At 65.4% G+C, this 20,980-nt stretch carries 21 protein-coding genes; 12 read left to right on the forward strand and 9 right to left on the reverse strand.

The features are described 5' to 3' along the window. Positions 1 to 7 precede the first annotated feature (7 nt). From fghA to ACE3SN_RS02410, 6 genes are read left to right on the forward strand one after another with little or no spacing between them, the layout of a single operon-like run. Complete coding sequence (gene fghA / locus ACE3SN_RS02385) at positions 8 to 841, forward strand: S-formylglutathione hydrolase (protein WP_374527142.1); 834 nt, start codon at positions 8 to 10, stop codon at positions 839 to 841. Continuing rightward, positions 838 to 1,263: an NAD(P)H-dependent oxidoreductase subunit E gene (locus tag ACE3SN_RS02390; RefSeq protein WP_374527143.1), complete on the forward strand. Its 426-nt coding sequence runs from the start codon at positions 838 to 840 to the stop codon at positions 1,261 to 1,263. The genes fghA and ACE3SN_RS02390 overlap by 4 nt, the downstream gene beginning before the upstream one ends. Next, entirely contained in the window at positions 1,260 to 2,777 is a 1,518-nt protein-coding gene (locus ACE3SN_RS02395; RefSeq protein WP_374527144.1) for an NADH-ubiquinone oxidoreductase-F iron-sulfur binding region domain-containing protein, read from the forward strand. The genes ACE3SN_RS02390 and ACE3SN_RS02395 overlap by 4 nt, the downstream gene beginning before the upstream one ends. Beyond that, positions 2,774 to 3,304, forward strand: a complete 531-nt coding sequence (locus tag ACE3SN_RS02400) for a molybdenum cofactor guanylyltransferase (protein WP_374527145.1) — start codon at positions 2,774 to 2,776, stop codon at positions 3,302 to 3,304. Before ACE3SN_RS02395 ends, ACE3SN_RS02400 begins: the two co-directional genes overlap by 4 nt. Then, positions 3,294 to 6,137: a formate dehydrogenase subunit alpha gene (gene fdhF / locus ACE3SN_RS02405; protein ID WP_374527146.1), complete on the forward strand. Its 2,844-nt coding sequence runs from the start codon at positions 3,294 to 3,296 to the stop codon at positions 6,135 to 6,137. Before ACE3SN_RS02400 ends, fdhF begins: the two co-directional genes overlap by 11 nt. 5 nt (positions 6,138 to 6,142) lie before the next feature. Continuing rightward, on the forward strand, positions 6,143 to 6,343 hold the full coding sequence (locus ACE3SN_RS02410) for a formate dehydrogenase subunit delta (protein WP_374527147.1): 201 nt from the start codon (positions 6,143 to 6,145) through the stop codon (positions 6,341 to 6,343). On the opposite strand, the gene ACE3SN_RS02415 is transcribed toward ACE3SN_RS02410, so the two are convergent. The 4 genes from ACE3SN_RS02415 to ACE3SN_RS02430 all read right to left on the reverse strand — a co-directional run bounded on the left by ACE3SN_RS02415 (position 6,340) and on the right by ACE3SN_RS02430 (position 9,392). Continuing rightward, the gene (locus ACE3SN_RS02415) at positions 6,340 to 6,741 is read right to left on the reverse strand and encodes a DUF6691 family protein (RefSeq protein WP_374527148.1); all 402 of its coding nucleotides are present in this window, start codon (positions 6,739 to 6,741) and stop codon (positions 6,340 to 6,342) included. The genes ACE3SN_RS02410 and ACE3SN_RS02415 overlap by 4 nt on opposite strands. Further along, positions 6,738 to 7,166 (reverse strand): YeeE/YedE family protein, encoded by a 429-nt coding sequence (locus ACE3SN_RS02420; RefSeq protein WP_374527149.1) that lies wholly within the window; start codon positions 7,164 to 7,166, stop codon positions 6,738 to 6,740. Before ACE3SN_RS02420 ends, ACE3SN_RS02415 begins: the two co-directional genes overlap by 4 nt. A gap of 4 nt (positions 7,167 to 7,170) precedes the next feature. Next, positions 7,171 to 8,424 (reverse strand): OmpP1/FadL family transporter, encoded by a 1,254-nt coding sequence (locus ACE3SN_RS02425; protein WP_374527150.1) that lies wholly within the window; start codon positions 8,422 to 8,424, stop codon positions 7,171 to 7,173. Positions 8,425 to 8,627: 203 nt separating this feature from the next. Next, entirely contained in the window at positions 8,628 to 9,392 is a 765-nt protein-coding gene (locus ACE3SN_RS02430) for a hypothetical protein (RefSeq protein ID WP_374527151.1), read from the reverse strand. 112 nt (positions 9,393 to 9,504) lie between these two features. Between ACE3SN_RS02430 and ACE3SN_RS02435 the strand changes: the two genes are divergently transcribed. Continuing rightward, positions 9,505 to 10,044, forward strand: a complete 540-nt coding sequence (locus ACE3SN_RS02435; protein WP_374527152.1) for a helix-turn-helix transcriptional regulator — start codon at positions 9,505 to 9,507, stop codon at positions 10,042 to 10,044. Positions 10,045 to 10,058: 14 nt separating this feature from the next. On the opposite strand, the gene ACE3SN_RS02440 is transcribed toward ACE3SN_RS02435, so the two are convergent. The 3 genes from ACE3SN_RS02440 to ACE3SN_RS02450 all read right to left on the reverse strand — a co-directional run bounded on the left by ACE3SN_RS02440 (position 10,059) and on the right by ACE3SN_RS02450 (position 12,970). Next, positions 10,059 to 10,871 (reverse strand): crotonase/enoyl-CoA hydratase family protein, encoded by an 813-nt coding sequence (locus tag ACE3SN_RS02440; protein WP_374527153.1) that lies wholly within the window; start codon positions 10,869 to 10,871, stop codon positions 10,059 to 10,061. Then, the gene (locus ACE3SN_RS02445) at positions 10,861 to 11,451 is read right to left on the reverse strand and encodes a winged helix-turn-helix domain-containing protein (RefSeq protein ID WP_374527186.1); all 591 of its coding nucleotides are present in this window, start codon (positions 11,449 to 11,451) and stop codon (positions 10,861 to 10,863) included. The genes ACE3SN_RS02440 and ACE3SN_RS02445 overlap by 11 nt, the downstream gene beginning before the upstream one ends. A gap of 319 nt (positions 11,452 to 11,770) precedes the next feature. Next, on the reverse strand, positions 11,771 to 12,970 hold the full coding sequence (locus ACE3SN_RS02450; RefSeq protein ID WP_374527187.1) for an LL-diaminopimelate aminotransferase: 1,200 nt from the start codon (positions 12,968 to 12,970) through the stop codon (positions 11,771 to 11,773). 140 nt (positions 12,971 to 13,110) lie between these two features. On the opposite strand from ACE3SN_RS02450, the gene ACE3SN_RS02455 reads away from it, so the two are divergent. The 3 genes from ACE3SN_RS02455 (at position 13,111) to clpS (ending at position 16,541) form a co-directional block, all read left to right on the forward strand. After that, complete coding sequence (locus ACE3SN_RS02455; RefSeq protein ID WP_374527154.1) at positions 13,111 to 14,994, forward strand: PHA/PHB synthase family protein; 1,884 nt, start codon at positions 13,111 to 13,113, stop codon at positions 14,992 to 14,994. Between the two features lie 142 nt (positions 14,995 to 15,136). Then, positions 15,137 to 15,979, forward strand: a complete 843-nt coding sequence (locus ACE3SN_RS02460; RefSeq protein ID WP_374527155.1) for a phasin family protein — start codon at positions 15,137 to 15,139, stop codon at positions 15,977 to 15,979. Positions 15,980 to 16,151: 172 nt separating this feature from the next. Beyond that, positions 16,152 to 16,541, forward strand: a complete 390-nt coding sequence (clpS, locus tag ACE3SN_RS02465; RefSeq protein WP_374527157.1) for an ATP-dependent Clp protease adapter ClpS — start codon at positions 16,152 to 16,154, stop codon at positions 16,539 to 16,541. A gap of 119 nt (positions 16,542 to 16,660) precedes the next feature. On the opposite strand, the gene ACE3SN_RS02470 is transcribed toward clpS, so the two are convergent. Further along, the gene (locus tag ACE3SN_RS02470; RefSeq protein WP_374527158.1) at positions 16,661 to 17,368 is read right to left on the reverse strand and encodes a VIT family protein; all 708 of its coding nucleotides are present in this window, start codon (positions 17,366 to 17,368) and stop codon (positions 16,661 to 16,663) included. A 140-nt stretch (positions 17,369 to 17,508) separates the two neighbouring features. Between ACE3SN_RS02470 and lptF the strand changes: the two genes are divergently transcribed. Together lptF and lptG are read left to right on the forward strand one after the other, a co-directional pair. Continuing rightward, on the forward strand, positions 17,509 to 18,717 hold the full coding sequence (gene lptF / locus ACE3SN_RS02475) for an LPS export ABC transporter permease LptF (RefSeq protein ID WP_374527159.1): 1,209 nt from the start codon (positions 17,509 to 17,511) through the stop codon (positions 18,715 to 18,717). Beyond that, a complete protein-coding gene (gene lptG / locus ACE3SN_RS02480; protein WP_374527160.1) occupies positions 18,717 to 19,814 on the forward strand; it encodes an LPS export ABC transporter permease LptG in 1,098 nt (365 codons plus the stop codon). Before lptF ends, lptG begins: the two co-directional genes overlap by 1 nt. A gap of 5 nt (positions 19,815 to 19,819) precedes the next feature. On the opposite strand, the gene ACE3SN_RS02485 is transcribed toward lptG, so the two are convergent. Then, positions 19,820 to 20,893: a fatty acid desaturase gene (locus ACE3SN_RS02485; RefSeq protein ID WP_374527161.1), complete on the reverse strand. Its 1,074-nt coding sequence runs from the start codon at positions 20,891 to 20,893 to the stop codon at positions 19,820 to 19,822. Between the last annotated feature and the right edge of the window lie 87 nt (positions 20,894 to 20,980).

Raw genomic sequence — 20,980 nt, forward strand, 5'->3', positions numbered from 1 at the left:
CCAGCGCATGGAACAGGTCAGCGCCAACCGCAGCCACGGCGGCACGCAAGGGGTCTATACCCACCAGAGCAAGGTCACCGGTACGCCGATGACCTTCTCTGTCTTCGTGCCCGATCATGAACCGGGCACGAAGCTGCCGGTGCTGTGGTATCTGTCGGGGCTGACCTGCACCCATGCCAATGTGACCGAAAAGGGCGAATTCCGCGCGGCCTGTGCCGAGGCGGGAATCGCCTTTATCGCGCCCGACACTAGCCCACGCGGGGACGACGTGCCCGACGACGAAGGCTATGACTTCGGCAAGGGCGCGGGCTTTTACGTCGATGCGACGCAGGCCCCGTGGGCCGCGCATTTCAAGATGCGCAGCTATATCGAACAGGAACTGCCGGCCCTGGTGGCCGAGCATTTTCCGATTCACATGGGCCGCCAGGGGATCACCGGCCATTCGATGGGCGGCCACGGCGCGCTGACCATCGGCCTTCGAAATCCTGACCGCTTCCGCTCGGTCAGCGCGTTCTCGCCGATCGTCAGCCCCATGAATTGCCCCTGGGGCGAAAAGGCACTGACCGGCTATCTCGGCGCGGATCAGACGGCGTGGCGCGAATACGACGCCTGCGCGCTGATCGAGGATGGCGCGCGCCTGCCGGACCTGCTGGTCGATCAGGGCGAGGCGGACAATTTCCTCCACGAACAGCTCAAGACCGGGCTGCTGACCATGGCGTGCAAGAAGGCGGGCATCCCGGCGACGATCCGGATGCAGCCGGGCTATGACCATTCGTACTATTTCATCTCGACCTTCATGGCCGAGCACGTGCGCTGGCACGCCGCGAAGCTGAAGGCATGAACCGTCAGGAGCGCCTTGAGGCGATCCTCGCCGATTTTGCCGCTGTCGAAGGCGCGCTGCTGCCGATCTTGCACGAGGTGCAGGCGGCCTTCGGCTGTGTCGATGCGGCGGCCGAGGCCGCGATTGCCCATGCGCTCAACCTCAGCCGCGCCGAAGTCCACGGCGTGGTGAGCTTCTATCACGACTTTACCCCCGAGGCCGATCCGCGCCCCTGCGTCGAACTGTGCCGGGCCGAGGCGTGCCAGGCGCGCGGGGTCGATGCGTTGGTTGCAGCCGCGCAAGCGGCGGCGGGCGAGCGGGTGAAGATCAAGACCGTTTACTGCCTCGGCCTGTGCAGTGCCGGCCCAGCCGCGCGGGTGGGGGACAGCCTCCATGCCCGGCTCGATGAGGCGGGCCTTGTAGAGCTGGTGAAGTCGCTATGACTGTCGTGCGTATTTCGGATGACGCGCTGGCGCTTGCCTGCGGCGCGGATCCGGTGGCAGCCGCTTTCGCGGCGGCAGGCTGCACAGTCGAGCGCACCTCGAGCTGGGGGATGCACTGGCTGGAGCCGCTGGTCGAGATTGACGGACAAGGGTTCGGCCCCGCCACCGTCGCGGATGTCGCCGCGATCCTTGCCGGCACGTCGCCCAAGGCGATCGGGCCGATTGCCCAGCATCCCTTCATTGCCAGCCAGCAGCGTCTGACCTTCGCCCGCGCCGGGCTTACCCGTCCGCTCAGCCTGGAAGACTATCACGCCACCGGCGGCTGGGCTGGCCTGACCCGCGCGCGGGGCATGGCCCCGGCCAAGGTGGTCGAGGAAGTGCTGAGCTCGGGCCTGCGCGGCCGGGGTGGCGCGGGCTTTCCCGCCGGGATCAAGTGGCGCACAGTGGCCGATGCCGTGGCGGCGCGCAAATTCGTGGTCTGCAACGCCGACGAGGGCGACAGCGGCACCTTTGCCGACCGGATGCTGATCGAAGGCGATCCCTTCCAGCTGATCGAAGGCATGGCGATTGCCGCCCACGCAGTCGGCGCGGGCCGTGGCTACATCTACGTGCGCAGCGAATATCCCCACGCCATTGCCAAGCTCAACGCGGCCATCGCGCTGGCGGCAGAACATATCGCGCCGTTCGTGCTCGAAGTCCGCGTCGGCGCGGGGGCCTATGTCTGCGGCGAGGAAACCTCGCTGCTCAATTCGATCGAGGGCAAGCGCGGCGAAGTGCGCGCCAAGCCGCCACTCCCGGCGCTCAAGGGCCTGTTCGGCTGCCCGACCGTGGTCAACAACGTGCTGACCCTCGCGGCGATCCCGCACATCCTGACCGAAGGCGGAGCCTCGCTTTACGACAGCCTCGGGATCGACCGTTCCAAGGGCACGATGCCGATCCAGCTGGCGGGCAACATCAGGCACGGCGGGCTTTATGAAACGGCCTTCGGGATCAGCCTCGATGCGCTGGTCAACCAGATCGGCGGCGGCACAGCCTCGGGCCGTCCGGTCAAGGCGGTACAGGTCGGTGGGCCGCTCGGCGCCTATATCCCGCCGAGCCAGTTCCACCTGCCCTTCGATTACGAAGCCTATGCCGGGGCTGACGCCCTGATCGGCCACGGCGGGATCACCGTGTTCGACGACACGGCCGATATGGGCGCCATGGCCCGCTTCGCCTTCGAATTCTGCGCGGCGGAAAGCTGCGGCAAGTGCACGCCGTGCCGAATCGGATCGACCCGCGGCGTCGAACTGATCGACCGCATCCGGGCAGGCGGCAAGGCCGGGGCGGACGCGGTGGAAGCCCTTCCTCAGATGCACAACGCCCGCAAAGCCGGGCGCAGCCGCGAGGAAGACCTGCAGCTGCTCGAGGACCTGGCGGAGACGATGAAGTTCGGCTCGCTCTGCGCGCTCGGCGGTTTCACGCCCTATCCGGTGATGAGCGCGCTCAAGCACTGGCCCGAGGACTTCGAGAAGTGATCCTCGGCTGCGTCCTCGCTGGCGGGCAATCGACCCGGTTCGGCAGCGACAAGGCGCTGGCCAAGCTGGACGGGCAGTCGCTGCTGACCCGCGCGGTCGATGCCCTATCCGGCTGGTGCGAACAGGTCGTGGTCGTCGGGCGCGAGGAAGCCCCTGCCCCGACCCTGCCCGATTGGCCGCGCCCCCACATGGGGCCGCTCGGCGGGATCGCCGCCGCGCTGCATCTAGCGGCTGACGAAGGCTATGACGCAGTGCTGACCTGCGGCGTCGATTCGGCAGGCCTACCCGATGACCTGCCCGAACAACTGGGCGCTGCCCCAGCCTATGTCGCCGACCAGCCGGTGATCGCGCTCTGGCCGGTCAGCGCCTCGGCGGCAGTCGACGCGATCCTTGAGAGCGATGGCAAGCACTCGCTGCGCGCACTCGCCGAACGGACTGGCGCAAGGGCCGTGCAGCTGGCGCGTAATCCTGATAATATTAACACACCGGCAGACCTTGCTGAAGCGGAGAAACGCCGTGGGCTATGAACGCCAAGCCGATTTCGGCACGCCCGAAGTCCTCTCTGACGTTGCCGTCACCCTGACCATCGACGGACGGCAGGTCACCGTGCCGGCTGGGACCAGCGTGATGCGCGCCGCCGGAACCTGTGGCGGCTCGATCCCCAGCCTTTGCGCCACCGACAGCGTCGAAGCCTTCGGTTCGTGCCGGATGTGCCTGGTCGAGATCGAGGGTGCGCGCGGGCTTCCGGCGAGTTGCACCACGCCGGTCGCCGAAGGCATGGTGGTGCGCACCCAGACCGAGCGGCTCGCCCGCGTGCGCAAGGGGGTGATGGAGCTCTACATCTCCGACCACCCGCTCGATTGTCTGACCTGCAGCGCCAACAATGACTGCGAATTGCAGGATACCGCCGCCGAAGTGGGCCTGCGCGACGTGCGCTATGGCTATGACGGGGCTAACCACCTGGGCGCGGCGATCGACAGCTCGAACCCCTACTTCGATTTCGATCCCAGCAAATGCATCGCCTGTTCGCGCTGCGTGCGCGCCTGCGACGAAGTGCAGGGCACCCTTGCTCTCACCATCGACGGACGCGGCTTTGCCTCCAAGGTCAGCGCGGGACAGGCGGGCGACAATTTCCTTTCCAGTGAATGCGTATCGTGCGGGGCTTGCGTCGCCGCCTGCCCGACCGCAACCTTGCAGGAAAAGGCGGTCAAGGACCTCGGCAAGCCCGAACGCGCGGTGGTTACCACCTGCGCCTATTGCGGGGTCGGCTGCACCTTCCGCGCGGAGATGAAGGGCGAACAGCTGGTGCGGATGGTGCCGTGGAAGGACGGCAAGGCCAACCGTGGCCACTCCTGCGTCAAGGGCCGCTTCGCCTGGGGCTATGCCAACCACCAGGACCGCATCCTTTCGCCCATGATCCGCGAGTCCATCGAGGATCCCTGGCGCGAGGTCAGCTGGGACGAGGCGCTGGCCTTTACCGCCGGCAAGCTCAAGGCGATCAAGGCGCAGTACGGCGCTCGGGCGCTGGGCGGGATAACTTCCAGCCGTTGCACCAACGAAGAGACGTTCCTGGTGCAGAAGCTGGTGCGCTCGGGCTTTGGCTCGAACAATGTCGATACCTGCGCGCGGGTGTGCCATTCGCCCACCGGCTATGGCCTGTCCAAGACCTTCGGCACCAGCGCGGGCACGCAGGACTTCGACAGCGTGATGGACGCCGACGTGGTGCTGGTGATCGGCGCGAACCCGACTGACGGGCATCCGGTCTTCGCCAGCCGCCTCAAGAAGCGGCTGCGCCAGGGCGCGAAGCTGATCGTGATCGATCCCCGCCGGATCGATCTGGTGCGCAGCCCTCATATCGAAGCCGCCTATCACCTGCCGCTGCAACCCGGCACCAATGTTGCCGTGCTGACCGCCATGGCCCATGTGATCGTGACCGAGGGCCTCGCCGCCGAGGCCTTCATCCGCGAACGCTGCGACTGGGATGAATACCAGGACTGTGCGCGGTTCGTGGCGCAGGAACGCCACAGCCCCGAAACGCTCGAACCCGTCACCCGCGTGCCCGCACATACCTTGCGCGAAGCCGCGCGGCTCTTCGCCACGGGCGGCAACGGCGCGATCTATTACGGCCTGGGCGTGACCGAGCACAGCCAGGGCAGCTCCACCGTGATGGCGATCGCCAACCTTGCCATGGCGACCGGCAATATCGGCCGCCGGGGCGTGGGCGTGAACCCGCTGCGCGGGCAGAACAACGTGCAGGGCGCCTGCGACATGGGCAGCTTCCCGCACGAGCTGCCGGGCTATCGCCACATCGCGGGCGAAGGCGTGCGCGCCCAGTTCGAGGCGGACTGGGGCGTGGCGCTCGATCCCGAGCCGGGCCTGCGGATCAACAACATGCTCGATGCCGCGATCGACGGGTCTTTCCGCGCGCTTTACATCCAGGGCGAAGACATCCTCCAGTCCGACCCCAACACTCACCACGTCGCGGCGGGGCTGAAGGCGATGGACTGCGTGATCGTCCACGACCTGTTCCTCAACGAAACCGCGAATTATGCCCACGTCTTCCTGCCGGGCAGCACGTTCCTTGAAAAGGACGGCACCTTCACCAACGCCGAGCGCCGCATCCAGCTGGTGCGCAAGGTGATGGAACCGGCGAACGGCCTGCAGGACTGGGAAGTCACCCAGGCGCTCGCCAATGCGCTCGATCTTGGCTGGAACTACACCCACCCGAGCCAGATCATGGACGAGATTGCACGCCTGACGCCAACCTTTGCGGGCGTGTCGTTTGACCGGCTTGACCGCGAAGGCTCGCTGCAATGGCCGGTCAATGAAGCAAATCCCGATGGCAGCCCGATCATGCACGTGGACGGCTTCGTGCGCGGCAAGGGCAAGTTCATCGTCACGGACTATGTCCCGACCGACGAGAAGACCGGGCCGCGCTTTCCGCTGCTGCTGACCACGGGCCGCATCCTCTCGCAGTATAACGTCGGCGCGCAAACCCGGCGCACGGCCAACAGCGTGTGGCACCCGGAAGACCTGCTGGAAATGCACCCGCTCGATGCCGAGAACCGGGGCCTGAACGATGGAGACTGGGCGCGCCTGGCCAGCCGGACCGGCGAAACCACCCTGCGCGTCAAGGTGACCGACCGGGTTGCACCGGGCGTGGTCTATACCACCTTCCACCACCCCGCGACGCAGGCCAATGTCGTCACCACCGAGTATTCCGACTGGGCCACCAACTGCCCCGAATACAAGGTCACCGCCGTACAGGTCCTGCCCAGCAACGGCCCGACCGAATGGCAGGAATCCTATGCCAGCTGGTCGCAAAAGAGCCGCCGCATCGTGGCGGAACCGGCGGAGTAAAGGCGATGGACATTTCGCGCCTCTACCAGATGGCCAACCAGATCGCCCGCAACCTTGCCATGCAGGGCGAGGCGCAGGCAGTGGAGGCCACCGCCCAGCACCTCAGGGACTTCTGGGACCCGCGCATGAAGGCCGCGATCCTTGGCAGTGACCGTTCGGGGCTGGACCCGATTGCAAAGGCTGCGGTTGATCGGCTCGGCGCTTAGTCCCGGCGGCTGAGCAGCAGCCCGGCGATCATCGCGGCACAGAACACGCCGCCCGCCACGGGCTGCGCGAAGAAATCGAGCAACGCCGGTCCCGGGCACAGCCCGACCAGTCCCCAGCCCGCGCCGAACAGCACCGAGCCGATCACCAGCTTGCGGTCGATCGCGCTGGTCCCCGGTTCGCCCAGCGCGTCGCCGCACAGCGCCGTGCCGCGCCGCGCCGCCAGCCAGTAGATCGGCGTCGCCACCAGCAGCGCGCCGCCCATCACGAAGGCCAGCGCCGGGTTCCACGCGCCGGTCACGTCAAGGAAGCCAACCACCTTGTCGGGGCTGGTCATGCCCGAAATGGCCAGGCCAAGCCCGAACACCAGGCCCGATGCGAGTGCGATCAGCTGTCTCACAGTCCACCTCCGATCCGGCGCAGGAACACGACCAGCGCGGCAGTCACCATGAAGATCGCGACCGATGCCAGCGAACGCTTGGAAAAGCGCGCCAGGCCGCAAATACCGTGACCGCTGGTGCAACCGTTGCCAAGGCCCGTACCAAGGCCCACGAGCACTCCGCCCGCGACCACCATCGGCAACGAGGACTTTTCAAGGCCGGCGGCCAGTGCAGGCCCGCTGTGCCAAGCCGCTGCAGCGCCCGCCGCCAGCAGACCGGCGAGGAACGCCAGCTGCCAGCCGCGATCCGGGCCGCGAATGCCAAGGCGCAGGATGCCGCTGATCCCGGCGATATGGCCGGTCCCCAGCCGCAGCATCCCTGCGGACAGCCCGATCAGGGCGCCGCCCGCCAGCGGCGCGATCAGGTCGGTTAAAGCGAAGGCCACGGCCTTAAAACTTCACGCCGGCCGACAGGCCGAACGAGGTTTCGCCAAGGCTCACGTCCGCCTCGCCGCCGCCATAGGGCGCGGGGATCGAGCCGCTGCCGTGCACGGTCTGCTTGGGCGCGTGCATGACATAGCCGGTCAGCTCAAGGCCCGAGGCGGTGGTATAGGTCGCGCCAGCGGTGACGTGGTGCGTTACCACGCCCGGCGCGAGCACGTTGAACAGCGTTTCCGAAGCCGGGACCGGGTTTTCCGAGTGACCATAGCCGGTGCGCAGCGTCCAGCGGTCGCTCGCGACATAGGTCAGGCCAACCTTCACGGCGGTGATGTCGCGCCAGCCGAAGCCGGGGCCGTTCTCGCTGCCCAGCGGCTTGCCGGTGAACAGCACCGACAGCGGATTACCCACCGACGCAACCTGCGAATACTGGATGTGCTTCACATCGGCGGCCAGGGTCAGCGCCGGGGTCGGCTTGATCGCGATGCCTGCCCCGAACGAGGCCGGCACGTCGAACCCGCCCTTCCCCGCAAACAGGCCCGCGTACTTGTTGAAATGGCCCGACCAGATCTTCGACTGGTAGAACGCGCCGAAGCTGAAGGCATCGCCGAAGTGGCCGAGATAGCCCACCCGCACCCCGGTACCGACCGACCAGTCGGTGCCGCGGTTGGTGAAGTTGGCCGGATCCTGCGAAGCCGCGCTGAACGGCTGGATGCCGCTGGCGCTGAAGCCCTGGACCATGATGATCGGGGAAACCCCAATGCTGTGACCCGGCGCCACGCGGACGGCGAGCGTCGGGGTGATGAAGATCTGCTTGAGATCGACCCCGGCCGGACCGGTTGCGCCAAAGCTGGCAAAGGGATTGGTCTTGTAATGGGTGTTCATCCCGCCGTTGCCATAGACGGCGATCCCGACCGCGACGCTATCGGACAGCGGGCGGACATAGCCGAATTCGGGCAGCACGAAGGGGTTGGCGCCGTTACCGCTGTAGGTGCCGTTCAGCCCCGCGCCGTTCCCGCTGATCGTCGCGCCGCGGTTGGGAATGAAGATTTCGACGCCCGCATCGAGCCGCTCGCCCACCTCGGTCGCAGCGGCTGGATTGGCCGCGATCGACAGCGCGTCCTGCGGCTGGGCGATGGCGACGCCGGCCGAGCCCTTGGCCTTGGCGCCGATGCCGTTGAGGAAATAGCCATCCGTGGCGTGGGCCGGGTTGGCGGCAGGGAGCAGGGCCGTAAGCGCGGCGGAAGAGGTGAGGAACTTGCGCATGAATTGCTCCGTCGGAAAATGAACTGGATCGACGAGCATCCCATGCAGGGTAGCGCATCTTCGTGCGGGCGACCGGGCTTGGCTGCTCACATAAGCTTCACCTAATATGGGGTGCGCGGAGGTTCAACGCAGGAAAGTCGACCAAGCAGGTAGAATTTCTGCGAGCCGGAAAAGCTGGAATTTAGCGCTCCGATACGGGCGGTTCAGCGTCGCTGCGGGTGTCCCCCGGCGCGCTGGGGCAGCACGGCCACCAGCAGGACGATTGCCGCGACGAGCACCCCGGTCGCAAGCGGGCGGCTGAAATCGAGCCCGCCCTTGTCGAGCGGCTTGTCGAGGAAATCTCCCACCGTCGCGCCCAGCGGGCGGGTCAGGATGAAGGCGGCCCAGAACAGCGCGACATGGCTGACGCGGGCAAACCGCCACAGGGCCACCAGTGCCAGCAGGATACCGCCAAACACCAGCGCGCCGCCCAGATAGCCCAGCCCGCCATCGTCAGCCGCCCAGTCGCCCAGCGCCGTGCCAAGCGTTTGCGAGAAGGTGATGGTCAGCCAGTAGAACAACTCCGAACGGGTGCTGCTGACGGTCTCGACCGCAATCGAACCGGTCACCGCCTTCCACGCCGCCAGCGAGAGCAGCACGCAGCCAAGCAGCAGGGCCGATCCGCCGGTATACCCGATCCCCAGTGAGCGGGTGGCAAAGTCGGCCATGGTGGTCCCCGCCGTGGTCGAGGCGATGATCGTGGCCCAATAGAGGAACGGGTGGAACCGGCTTGCCCGAACCTGCGCGAAGACCAGCAGGATCAGGGGCACGATAAAGATCGCGCTGCTGACCAGGTAACCGAAATCATAGGTCATCGAGAGCGTATCGCCGCCTGTTTCGCCCAAAGTGGTGGCCAGGATCTTGATGATCCAGAACCCCAGTGTAACGGCTGGCACCTTGGCCAAGTCGGCCTGTTGTTGTTCGGTCAATGGTCACTCCATCGGAATCGTCGCCCGGCCTCGGGTCGCAGTCGGACCTATTCGCCTGAAGCGGCAATGCCTATAAGCAGCCGCTCAAAACGCGTTTCCACGCAGGTTTTTCATGCCTCATACTGCTTCGATTGCCCGCACCAGCAAATTACGCCCCTTCACGACCAGCAGCCTTGGCAGTTTTGCGCTGCTCGGGTTGCAAGCGATTGCGGCGATCTACTTCATCTTCGACAGCATCGCCGATTTCCACGAGACCCAGGGCAGTGCCGCTCATATCGAGATCATGATGGAAGGGCTTGTGGCACTTGCGCTGGCAACCGGCGTTGCGCTCGCCGCGCGCCAGGCGATCACCTTGCTCAACCGGCTCAGGCATAGCGAACAGACGCTGCAACTGGCCCGCGGCGCACTTGCCGAACATGTCGAACGGCGCTTTGCCGATTGGGGCCTCAGTCCGGGTGAAGGCGAAGTCGCCCTGTTCGCGATCAAGGGATGCAGCATCGCCGAAATCGCGGGTCTGCGGGACTCCGCAGCGGGTACGATCCGCTCCCAGCTAAGTCAGATCTATGCCAAGGCCGGTGTTGCCAGCCAGGCTGGCCTGATCGCGGGCTTCCTCGAAGACCTGCTGGACTTGCCGCCGCAACCGGGAACCTGAACCGGCGCGCCGCATCAGGGATCGACGAAGTCGGCCTTGCGCTTTTCCATCTGGCTAGTGACCGCCTCGATCTGGTTCTTGCTGCCGATCAGCGCCTGTTGCTCGACGCTTTCGGCCATCAGGATCTCGGCCGTGCTGACTTCAAGATACTTGTTGAACAGGCGCTTGGCGGCGCGCTGAGCATGGGGATTGCGATTGGCGATCTCATGGGCAATCGCGGTCGCGCGGGCGACTGGGTTGGCATCGACGATGGTCGCGAAGCCATATTCGAAGGCCTGCTCGCCGTTGAATTCGCGGTTGGTGTAGGTCAGCTCGCGCAGGGTGTCGTCGCGCACCAATCCGCGCCACAGGGCATAGCCGGCCATGTCGGGCACCAGGCCCCACTTCATTTCCATCACCGCCATGCGCGCGGTGGGATCGACCACGCGGATGTCAGCGCCGCTCGCCACCTGCAGGCCGCCGCCGAAGCATACCCCGTGAACCGCCGCGATCACCGGCACCGGCAGCTTGCGCCACAGCATCGCGACCTGCTGGGCATGGTTGGAATCGCCGTGGGTGCGTTCGGTCAGCGGCACGCGGTCGTGCCGCCCGGTGTTGGCCATCGAGGTCAGGTCAAGCCCGGCACAGAAGCTGCGTCCTTCGCCCGCCAGGACAACGGCGCGCAGGCCCTTGGTTTCGTGCAGGATGCGTCCGGCGTCGATCAGCGCAGCGAACATGTCGGGATCGAGCGCGTTCATCTTGTCGGCGCGGATCAGGCGCACCTGCGCCACGCCGCCCGGCTCCATCGAAATCGCGACACGTCCGGCGGGAGTGGCTTCACGCTGCATGATCGTTGTCCTCTTGTTCGGCCGCTTGGCTGGCCTGCATCCTGTCTCGGCTGCGTTCCTTGCCCAATCGAACGTGATCGTCCAGTCCGAATTGTCCGAACCGTTCCTGGAGCCCAATTGCAGGCAAGGCGACCGCACGGCCTACCACCACGCAATAGGACCCATCGCCTCCGGTCCGGATCAGGCCGTCAACCCCGGCCAGCCGCAGCTTGGCCCTGAGGCGGCTGACATGAACCGCCAGGGTGTTGGTTTCGGGCCGGAAAGACAATCGCCAGACATCGGCGAGCAGGGCCTCCGGGCGCACCGGAACGCCGGGCGATTCGGCCAGCCGCCAGAGCAGGCCGAACTCCCGCGGGTGCAGCCCGACCGCCCGCCCCGCGACGAACGCATCGCGTGCCACCAGATCGAGCGTGAGCGCGCCCAGCTGACGGTGACGCGGCAATACCGCAGCCTGGTCGACCACCCGCAAGGCACGCACTTCGATTTCGTGAAGCGAGCTCTCCGACGATAACGCATCGCCGAACCCCAACCGCAGGAGCCGCGCCCGCTCACCGGGCGCATCGACTCCGACCAGCAGCATCAATCGCCGCTCTGGCCAGGCTGCGCCGGCGAGCGCAAGCCATCGCCCCAGCGACAAATCGGCATAGCAGGCCAACTGCGGCAGCGCAGGCCTTGCGCCGACTTGACCGTGCTCCTGCAAGTGCCATCCCAGCTTCCGCAGATCATAACGCTGCGGAATCGCCCCCCCCCCGCAAGCCACCGAAATACCCGCAAGCCACCCCCCAGACCGCCATGACTTAGCCCGGCTGCCAGTGGCCACGAATCGCGCGCCGGCGCAAGCGGTCATGCTACTGGATCAATGCGTTAGCACCCCGGGAAAGGACGGAACCGGGCCGGCCTCAGGCGGCCGAGGCATTAACCCCCATGCTGGAGAGGTAGCGCTTGATATTGCGCGCGGCCTGGCGCAGGCGCTGCTCGTTTTCGACCATCGCGATGCGGACGAAGCCTTCGCCTTCCTCGCCATAGCCAACGCCGGGCGCGACCGCGACTTCGGCCTGGGTGAGGAGCTGCTTGGAAAATTCAAGGCTTCCCAAGTGCTTGAGCGCCGGGGGAAGCGGGGCCCAGGCGAACATCGAGGCCTTGGGGCTGGGGATTTCCCACCCGGCGCGACCGAACGCCTCGACCATCACGTCGCGGCGCTTCTGGTAGAGATTGCGGTTCGCCTCGACGATATCCTGCGGCCCGTTGAGCGCGGCGCAGGCTGCCGCCTGGATGGGCGTGAAAGCGCCATAATCGAGATAACTCTTCACCCTGGTCAGCGCCGCGATCAGCTTCTTGTTGCCGACCGCGAACCCGACCCGCCAACCGGCCATCGAAAAGGTTTTCGACATCGAGGTGAATTCAACCGCGACGTCCTTGGCCCCCGGGACCTCGAGGATCGAGCGGGTCGGGTTACCGTCGTAATAAAGCTCGGAATAGGCGAGGTCGGACAGGATCCAGACCTTGTTCTCCTTCGCCCAGGCCACCAGCCGTTCGTAGAACGCAAGGTCGACCGTCTCGGCCGTCGGGTTCGAGGGATAGTTGACGATCAGGATCGAGGGGCGCGGCACGGTGAAGGCCATCGCGCGTTCGAGCGAAGCCCAATAGCGTTCGTCGGGCGTGGTCGGGACCGAGCGAATCGTCGCGCCTGCGATGATGAAGCCGAAGGTGTGGATCGGGTAGCTCGGGTTGGGGGCCAGCACCACGTCGCCCGGCGCGGTGATCGCGGTGGCGAGGCTGGCAAGACCTTCTTTCGAGCCCATGGTCATCACCACTTCGGTTTCCGGATCGACCTCGACCCCGAAGCGGGTGGCATAGTAATTGGCCTGGGCCTTGCGGATGCCGGGAATCCCCTTGGACGCGGAATACCCGTGCGCATCAGGCTTTTGCGCCACTTCGCACAGCTTGTCGATAACGTGCTGGGGCGGCGGCAAATCGGGGTTGCCCATGCCCAGGTCGATGATGTCCCTACCGGCGGCGCGTGCAGCGGCCCGCATGCCGTTGACTTCGGCGATGACATAGGGCGGCAGGCGCTTGATGCGGTAGAACTCGTCTTCCATTGGCTCAGGACTTTTCATGATATGGTCACGCGGCAGGTTTACCGCGAGAAGCGTCTCTAGGGTGCTTATGCCGCGCATGCAAATGGGTTAGAGTGCCCCAAACCATTAAACCATTACCTGCGCCGCAAGGGAAACGCTGCATGGCCGACAACGGCAAGACCACACCTGACCAGACCGCACTGTTCGATGCGATGTTCAAGGCACCCCAGCAGTTGTTCGGTCAGTTCATGGCTGGTGAGGGTGCAAGCGCCGCCTCGGGCGCGGCCGATCTGGCCCAGTGGGCTGGCGTGGCCCAGCGGCTGCAGCAAATGTGGTTCGAATTCCAGCAGCAACAGGCCGCGCAGGCCACTTCGAACCTGCCCAAGGTGTTCTCCGATCCGGGCAATTTCGCCGGGATCATGCAGGGCTGGCTCAAGGCGCTGCCGTTCAGCAATCCCGATACCCAGAAAAAGCTCTGGGAAGACAGCCTTGCCCTGTGGGAAGGCGTACTGGGCCAGTACGGCATCGGCCCCAAGGCGGCTTCGGCCAGCGAGGACGGCCCCCAGTTGCCGCGCAAGGATCGCCGCTTTGCCGATCCCCGGTGGCGCGAGCAGCCGTTCTATGCGCTGGTCCACCAGACCTACCTGATGCTGGCCGAGCAGATCATGGCCATGGCCGAGGAAATCGACGCCGGCGATCCCGCGCGCAAGGACCAGCTGAAGTTCGCGGTCCGCACCCTGGTCGAGGCGCTCAGCCCCGCGCATTTCCCGCTGACCAACCCGCTGGTGATGCAAAAGGCGGTCGAGACCAAGGGCGAAAGCCTGGTCAAAGGGATGGAACACCTGCTGGCCGACCTGAAGCGCGGGCAGCTCACCCACGTCGATCCCGAAGCTTTCAAGCTGGGCGAAAACCTGGCTGCAACGCCGGGCAAAGTGATCTACCAGACCGAACTGTTCCAGCTGGTGCAATACAGCCCGACAACCGAAACCGTGCTTGAAGTGCCGCTGGTGATCTTTCCGCCGTGGATCAACCGCTTCTACATCCTCGACCTCACCCCGCAGAAGAGCTTCATCCGCTGGGCGACCGAACAAGGCATTACCGTGTTCGTCGTCTCGTGGAAGTCGGCCGACGCCTCGATCGCGGACATCGTCTGGGACGACTATATTCGCGCCGAGATCGACGCGATCGACACCGTGCGTGAACGGCTGGGCGTGAAGAGCGTCCACACCATCGGCTATTGCGTGGCCGGGACCACTCTGGCCGCAACGCTTGCGATCCTGGCCCGCCGGGGCGAGGCCGACAAGGTCAAGTCCGCCACCTTCTTCACCGCCCAGGTCGATTTCGAGAAGGCCGGCGAGCTCAAGGTGTTCATCGACGACCAGCAGTTCGAAGCGCTGGAAAAGCTCTCCGCTGAAAACGGCTATCTCGACGGGCGCTATCTTGCGGCGACATTCAACCTGCTGCGCGGCAACGACCTGATCTGGAACTACGTCGTCAACAACTACCTGCTGGGTAATGAATACCCAGCCTTTGATCTGCTCCACTGGAATGGCGATGTCACCAACCTGCCGGCCAAGTGGCACCAGAGCTATCTGAAAGACCTCTACCGCGACAACAAGCTGGTGGTGCCCGATGCGCTGAGCGCCGACGGGACCCCGATCGACCTCACCCGGATCGAGACCCCGTGCTTCATCCAGGCGGGCCGCGAGGACCATATCGCACCGGCGGAAAGCGTCTGGCGGCTGACCCGGCACCTGCGCGGTCCATGGCAGTTCCTGCTGGCAGGGTCGGGCCATATCGCCGGCGTGGTCAACCCGCCTTCCGCCAAGAAGTACCAATACTGGACCAATCCGGGGTCGGTCGACACTTACGAGGACTTTGTTGCCGGAGCGAACGAGACCCCCGGCAGCTGGTGGCCGCACTGGCTGGAATGGCTCAACGCGCAGGACAGCACCAAAGTCCCCGCCAAGGGCAAGCGCGTGCCCGGCGGTAAAGGGGACAAGGTGATCGAGGACGCCCCCGGAAGCTACGTCAAGACGCGGTAAGGCATAGAAGCGACAGGGTTCTTGCAGGTCTATGCTGCACTGCACAATTTTGACTTGACTTCGCAGCTGCACAACCTATTTTGTGCAGTGCAACATGATCCGTGCCGACAGTCGGGACGGAACACTGCGAAGGAACCTTGCGATGGCCGAAGCCACTGACAGCAAGATCGACGAGGCGCTCGATGCAGTGGCCGCGGAACAGGCCTATGCCGCCGCAGCCGAAGCGATCGAACCCGTGCCCGCCGTGACAGCTGAAGCAGCTCCTGCCCCCAAGGCCAAGAAGAAGGCCGCTCCCAAGCCCAAGGCCGCGCCCGAAGTGGTGGCCGCTCCCGCCCCGGTGGCGGCAGCTGTCCTGCCCAAGGCTGCCAAGCCGGTGAAGGCCAAGGTGGTGGCAAAGAAGACTGCCCTCAAGGCCGCTCCCAAGAAGGCGGTCATCAAGAAGAGCGCAAAGGCCGCCCCCGCGCCCAAGGTGAAGGTCGCCAAGACCATCGTCTCCAAGGTCGCCCCGGCCAAGCTCACCACCGTTTCGCAGATCAAGGACCTTATCATGACCAAGACCACCACCGATTTTACCGCCAAGCTCAAGGAAGTCGCTACCGAAGCCAAGGACAAGGCCAAGGCCGCCTATGAAAAGGGCACCGCGCTCGTCTCCGAAGCTGGCGAATTCAGCAAGGGCAACGTCGAAGCCATCGTCGAATCGGGCAAGATCTTTGCCGCCGGCGTGCAGGACCTGGGCAAGGGTTATGTCGAAGAAGGCAAGTCGGCCTTCGAAACCATGACCGCCGATGCCAAGGAACTCGCCGCCGCTGCCACCCCGGCCGACTTCTTCAAGCTGCAGGGTGAAATCCTGCGCCGCAATTTCGATGCCGCCGTCGCGACCGGTTCGAAGCACTCGGAAGCGCTGGTCAAGCTGGCCAATGACAGCTTTGCCCCGATTTCGACCCGCGTCAGCCTGGCGATCGAAAAGGTCAAGGCTGCCGCCTGAGCGGTACACCAACTCCTCGCTTTCCCGGCACCCTCTCCTCTCCTCCTCGCCGGGAAAGTGAGTCCCCAGAGCGGGCCGATCGGTCTTCGGACTGGTCGGCCCGTTTGGTATTTCGTAAGGCCTGGCTGCGAAAGACTTGCCGCCGATGCCTCCCATGCGATATTTCACAGCCATGCACAGCCAATTTGTCCCCATCGATGACGCAGTCCGCGCGCCCCGCGCCGCGGACGAGGGCGACGATTCGCATGGCGGCGGCACTGGCGGTCAGGGACAGACCGGGCTTGCCACCAAGACCCGCGCCAAGCCGAAGAAGCCCAGCCAGTTCAAGGTGCTGCTGTTGAACGACGATTACACCCCGATGGAATTCGTGGTGATGGTGCTCAAGCGCTTCTTCCACATGGACCTGGAACAGGCCACGCGGGTCATGCTGCACGTCCACCAGAAGGGCGTCGGCGTCTGCGGGATCTTCCCCTACGAAATCGCCGAAACCAAGGTGAACCAGGTGATGGACTTCGCCCGCCAGAACCAGCACCCGCTGCAGTGCACGCTGGAAAAGGCGTAGTTCGGGCTGAATCAGCGATTGGCTAAAACCCACCCCCGGCCCCTCCCGCCTGCGAGAGGGGAGCGAGACTTGTTGAACCGAAGGTTCGGCTAGTCGCAGCGGGGTGGGCTTAGCCCAACCTAAGCCACCGACGTCCCGAACAGGCTGCCGATCGCATAGGTCGCGGCCATCGCGATCACGCCCCAGAACCCCACGCGCAGCACGCCCTTCACCACTGGCGCACCGCCCGCCGCCGCGCCGATCGCGCCGAGCAGCATCAGGAAGCAAAGCGCCGCGAAAGATACGCCCAGTGCCAGTTCGCCCAGCGGCAGCAGCAGCGCGGCGATCATCGGCAGCGCCGCACCCACGGCGAATGTCGCTGCCGAGGTCAGCGCCGCCTGGATCGGACGCGCCCGGTGCATTTCGGCCAGGCCCAGTTCGTCGCGCGCATGGGTAGCCAGAGCATCGTGCGCGGTCAGCGCCTTGGCCACTTGCATCGCCAGATCCTCGTCCAGCCCGCGCTGGCGGTAGATCCCGGCGAGTTCCTGCAGTTCCAGCTCCGGCATGGTCGCCAGCTCTGACTTTTCGCGCGCGAGGTCCGCCGCTTCGGTATCGGCCTGGCTTGAGACGGAGACATATTCACCCGCCGCCATCGACAGCGCTCCCGCCACGAGGCCTGCCGTGCCCGCAACCAGGATCGGCGCCTTGTCCGCCGCCGAGGCCGCGACGCCAACAATCAGGCTGGCAGTCGAGACGATCCCGTCGTTCGCGCCGAGCACCGCCGCGCGCAGCCAGCCGATCCGCTCAACCGCGTGGGTTTCTGCCGGTTTTCCCGCGATAGTCGCCATGATTTGCCCCCCTTTTTCGATAGCTTGCGCCCATCTTGCCCGCAGCCGCGCGGCCGCGCCAGTGCAATTGCGCCTTTCGCGTGCGCAGAAGGGCCGTTATGGAACCCTGGACAAGCAATTACCGGCACCCCGCACCCCTCGTGAAACCCCTTCCCGCCATCGATCGTTACATCCTGCGGCTCGTGCTGATGCCGATGTTCGCGGTGTTCCTGATCGCGGCGTCGCTGCTCGTGCTCGACAAGATGCTCAAGCTGTTCGACTTCGTGGCGACCGAGGGCGGACCGGTAAGCGTCGTGTTCCGGATGCTGGCCAACCTGTTGCCCGAATATGCCAGCCTCGCGATCCCGCTGGGGCTGATGCTGGGCATCCTGCTGGCCTTCCGCAAACTTGCCACCAGCAGCGAGCTCGACGTGATGCGCGCGGTGGGCCTGTCCTATACCCGGCTGCTGCGCGTGCCCTACATGATCACGCTGGTGCTCGCCGCCGTGAACCTGCTGATCGTGGGCTATCTCCAGCCGCTCTCGCGCTATTACTACGAACAGCTGCAATTCGAACTGCGCTCGGGCGCGCTGGGCGCGTCGATCAAGGTGGGCGAATTCACCACCCTGCAGGACAAGATGGCGCTGCGGATCGAGGAGAGTGAGGATAACGGCCACCGCCTGATCGGGATCTTCGCCCGCATCGCCAGTGAAAAGGGCCAGGTCCTGACCATTTCCGCGCGCGAAGGGCGGTTCCTGGCGCTGAAGGACAGCCCAGACACGATCATCCTGCGCCTGACCGACGGCCAGATCATCCAGGACCAACCGGGCAAGACCGCGCGCGTCCTCTCGTTCTCGAGCCATGACCTGCCGATCGACCTGCCCGCGATCGAACAGTTCCGTCAGCGCGGCGGCAGGGAACGCGAATATATCCTTCCCGAACTGCTGAAATTCGGCTGGGCCAAGGATGTCAGCGTGGAACAGCGCAACGAAATCCGCGCCAGCTTCAATTACCGCATCGTCGAAGTGGTGATGATGCTGCTCTTGCCGCTACTGGCCGTATCGCTGGCCGTACCGCCCAAGCGATCGACCTCGGCGCTTGGGGTATTCGTCTCGATCGTGATGGTGGTGGCCTATCACAAGGTCAACGAATACGGCCAGGCTGTGGCCGCGCTCGGGCGGATCTCGCCGATCGTTGCGCTGTGGGGGCCGTTCGTGGTCTTCGCCTTGCTGATCCTGTGGATGTACTGGCGCGTCGCCTATGTCCCCGGCGGCCAGGCAATCGGCGCGCTTGAGCGCTTTGCCGCGAACCTTGGCAAGTGGGGCAAGGCGCTGACCCGGCGCTTCAACCGGACGGCGAAGGTAGCCTGATGCGGATCGAACTTTTCCCCTCGCGCACCCTGGCGATCTACCTCGCCAAGCTGTTCGTCACCCGGATCCTGGGGGTGCTGCTGCTGCTGGTGATCGTGCTGCAGATGCTCGACCTGCTGTCCGAAAGCGGCAAGATCCTGGCCTATCCGGGCAATGGCGAAGCGCAGTTGTGGCACTATATGACGCTGCGCATTCCGCAGCTGATCGCGCGGTTCCTGCCCTATTCGGTCCTGCTGGCGACGCTGTTCACCTTCTGGCCGCTCAATACCAACAGCGAGGTGATCGCGATGCGCGCGGCCGGACTTTCGGCGCACCAGATCCTGGCCCCGCTGCTGTTGACCGCCTTCGCGATCTCGGCCTTCAGCCTGGCCTTCAACGAACGCGTGGTAACCCGCGCGACGGGCACCCTGAAGGCCTGGGAAGCCGCCGGCTATGGCCCGGTACCCAAGGACCCGGCGGTCAGGAACAGCGTCTACCTGCCCGATGGCCCGCACATCCTTGCCGCCGCTACCGTCAGCGGCAGTGGCAAGGACACGAAGATGGAAGGTGTGACCTGGTATCAGCGCGACGCCGCCGGCATCATTCTGGCCGAGGTGCGCAGTCCTTCGGCCACCTACGCCTCGCCCGGCTGGCAGCTTGAATCTCCGGTCCGGTTCGATGTTGCCAAGACCGAGACGACCAGGCTTGGCACCCAGATCGTGGCACAGGGGGTGACCCCGGCGCAGGTCGCGATCACCAAGGTCGATCCCGACCGGCAGAACATCTTCGAACTCAGCCGCTCGATCGCCGCGCTCGATGCCTCGGGCCGGCGCACCAGCGAACTGGACGGGAAGTGGTGGCACAAGCTGTCCGGCCCGCTTTCGGCAATATTGATGCCGCTGCTCGGCTCGGTGGCGGCCTTCGGCCTCGCGCGGTCGGGCCAGCTGCTGGTCCGCGCGGTGATCGGCATGGCGCTGGGCTTTGCCTATTTCGTGGTCGACAATGCCGCCCTCGCGATGGGCAATTTCGGCGCCTACCCGCCGATGATCGCGGCCTGGGCGCCGTTCCTGTTATTTGCCTTGCTGGGCGAAACGGTGCTGGTCAGGACTGAAGAGTAGCGGGCTTACCGCTTCGTCATGGTGCTCTTGGCAAGCCTTGCCACCAGCGGCAGCAGGCCCGGATAGTTCGCCCTGTCATAGGTCGATCCGCCGCCAAGGTGCGCCAGCAGGCGGCGATGCGCCTCGCCCAGCGAGTGGTACGGCATCGAGGGCAGCAGGTGGTGCAACGCGTGATAGCGCAGTCCCACCGGCGCCCACAGCGGCGCAAGCATGCCCGGCGGCGGCACGTTGACCGAATCGAGGTATTGCCCCGTCACGGTCATCGCCTCGCCATCATTGACCCACAGGTGGGCGACCAAGGTGCGCACCTGGTTGAGCACGGCCACCAGCGAAACCACCGCAATCCCGATCAGCAGCGGCCGCCAGCCATAGAGATAGCCGCTGACCAGCAGGAAGATCGCCCAGAGCGACGCGCCCAGTTCCTGCCAGAACACCATCCGCGCAAAGTCACCCTCGGGCGGGCGGCGACGAAAATCGGGGTTGATCGACAACGACGAGGCGCGTTCCCACACCAGTTTGCGCAGCGGCGGAATGATGACGCCCAGCGGATTGAGGATCGCGCAGCGGATGATGAGGCCCACCGGCAGCAGCACGGCCAGCAGGATGAACACCGGCAGCGACCATGGCTTCATCAGCCCCAGCGGCAGGTATTCGGGATCCTCCACCGTGCCATAGCGGGTGCGCGCATGGTGCAGAGTGTGGACGCCTTCGTACATCAGCGATGGGGTGAGCAGCGGGATCCCGACCAGCAGGTTCCAGACGAAGCGAAAGCCCGGCAGGGCATTGCGGTGGATATGGGTCAGCTCGTGAATGAACAGCAGCGCGCGGTAGAGCGCCAGCGCCGAAACCACGCCGCAGGCGATCGCCGCGCCCGTGCTCTGGGCCAGGATCGCCCCGGCCAGCGCGACATAGCCGACCAGCGCCGATGCCAGCATATCCGGCCAGTAGATGTCGGCACGCGCCTCGGCGATGTCCTTGGTCAGTTCGACCGCGGAACGCAGCATTTCCTTATCGTCGGGAATGCGCGCCAGCTTGGCTTTCGCCGCCTCGGCCGACTCGATCTTGTTCTGCACAGTCATGCAAATATTCCAGTGTGACCCGCTACCAGAAAAACATTCCGGCGGTTATTGCCATGGAAGTGGCGTAGCTTGCGCCGCTTGACAAGA

It is taken from the genome of Novosphingobium sp. (genome assembly GCF_041915465.1).
GTDB lineage: Bacteria > Pseudomonadota > Alphaproteobacteria > Sphingomonadales > Sphingomonadaceae > Novosphingobium.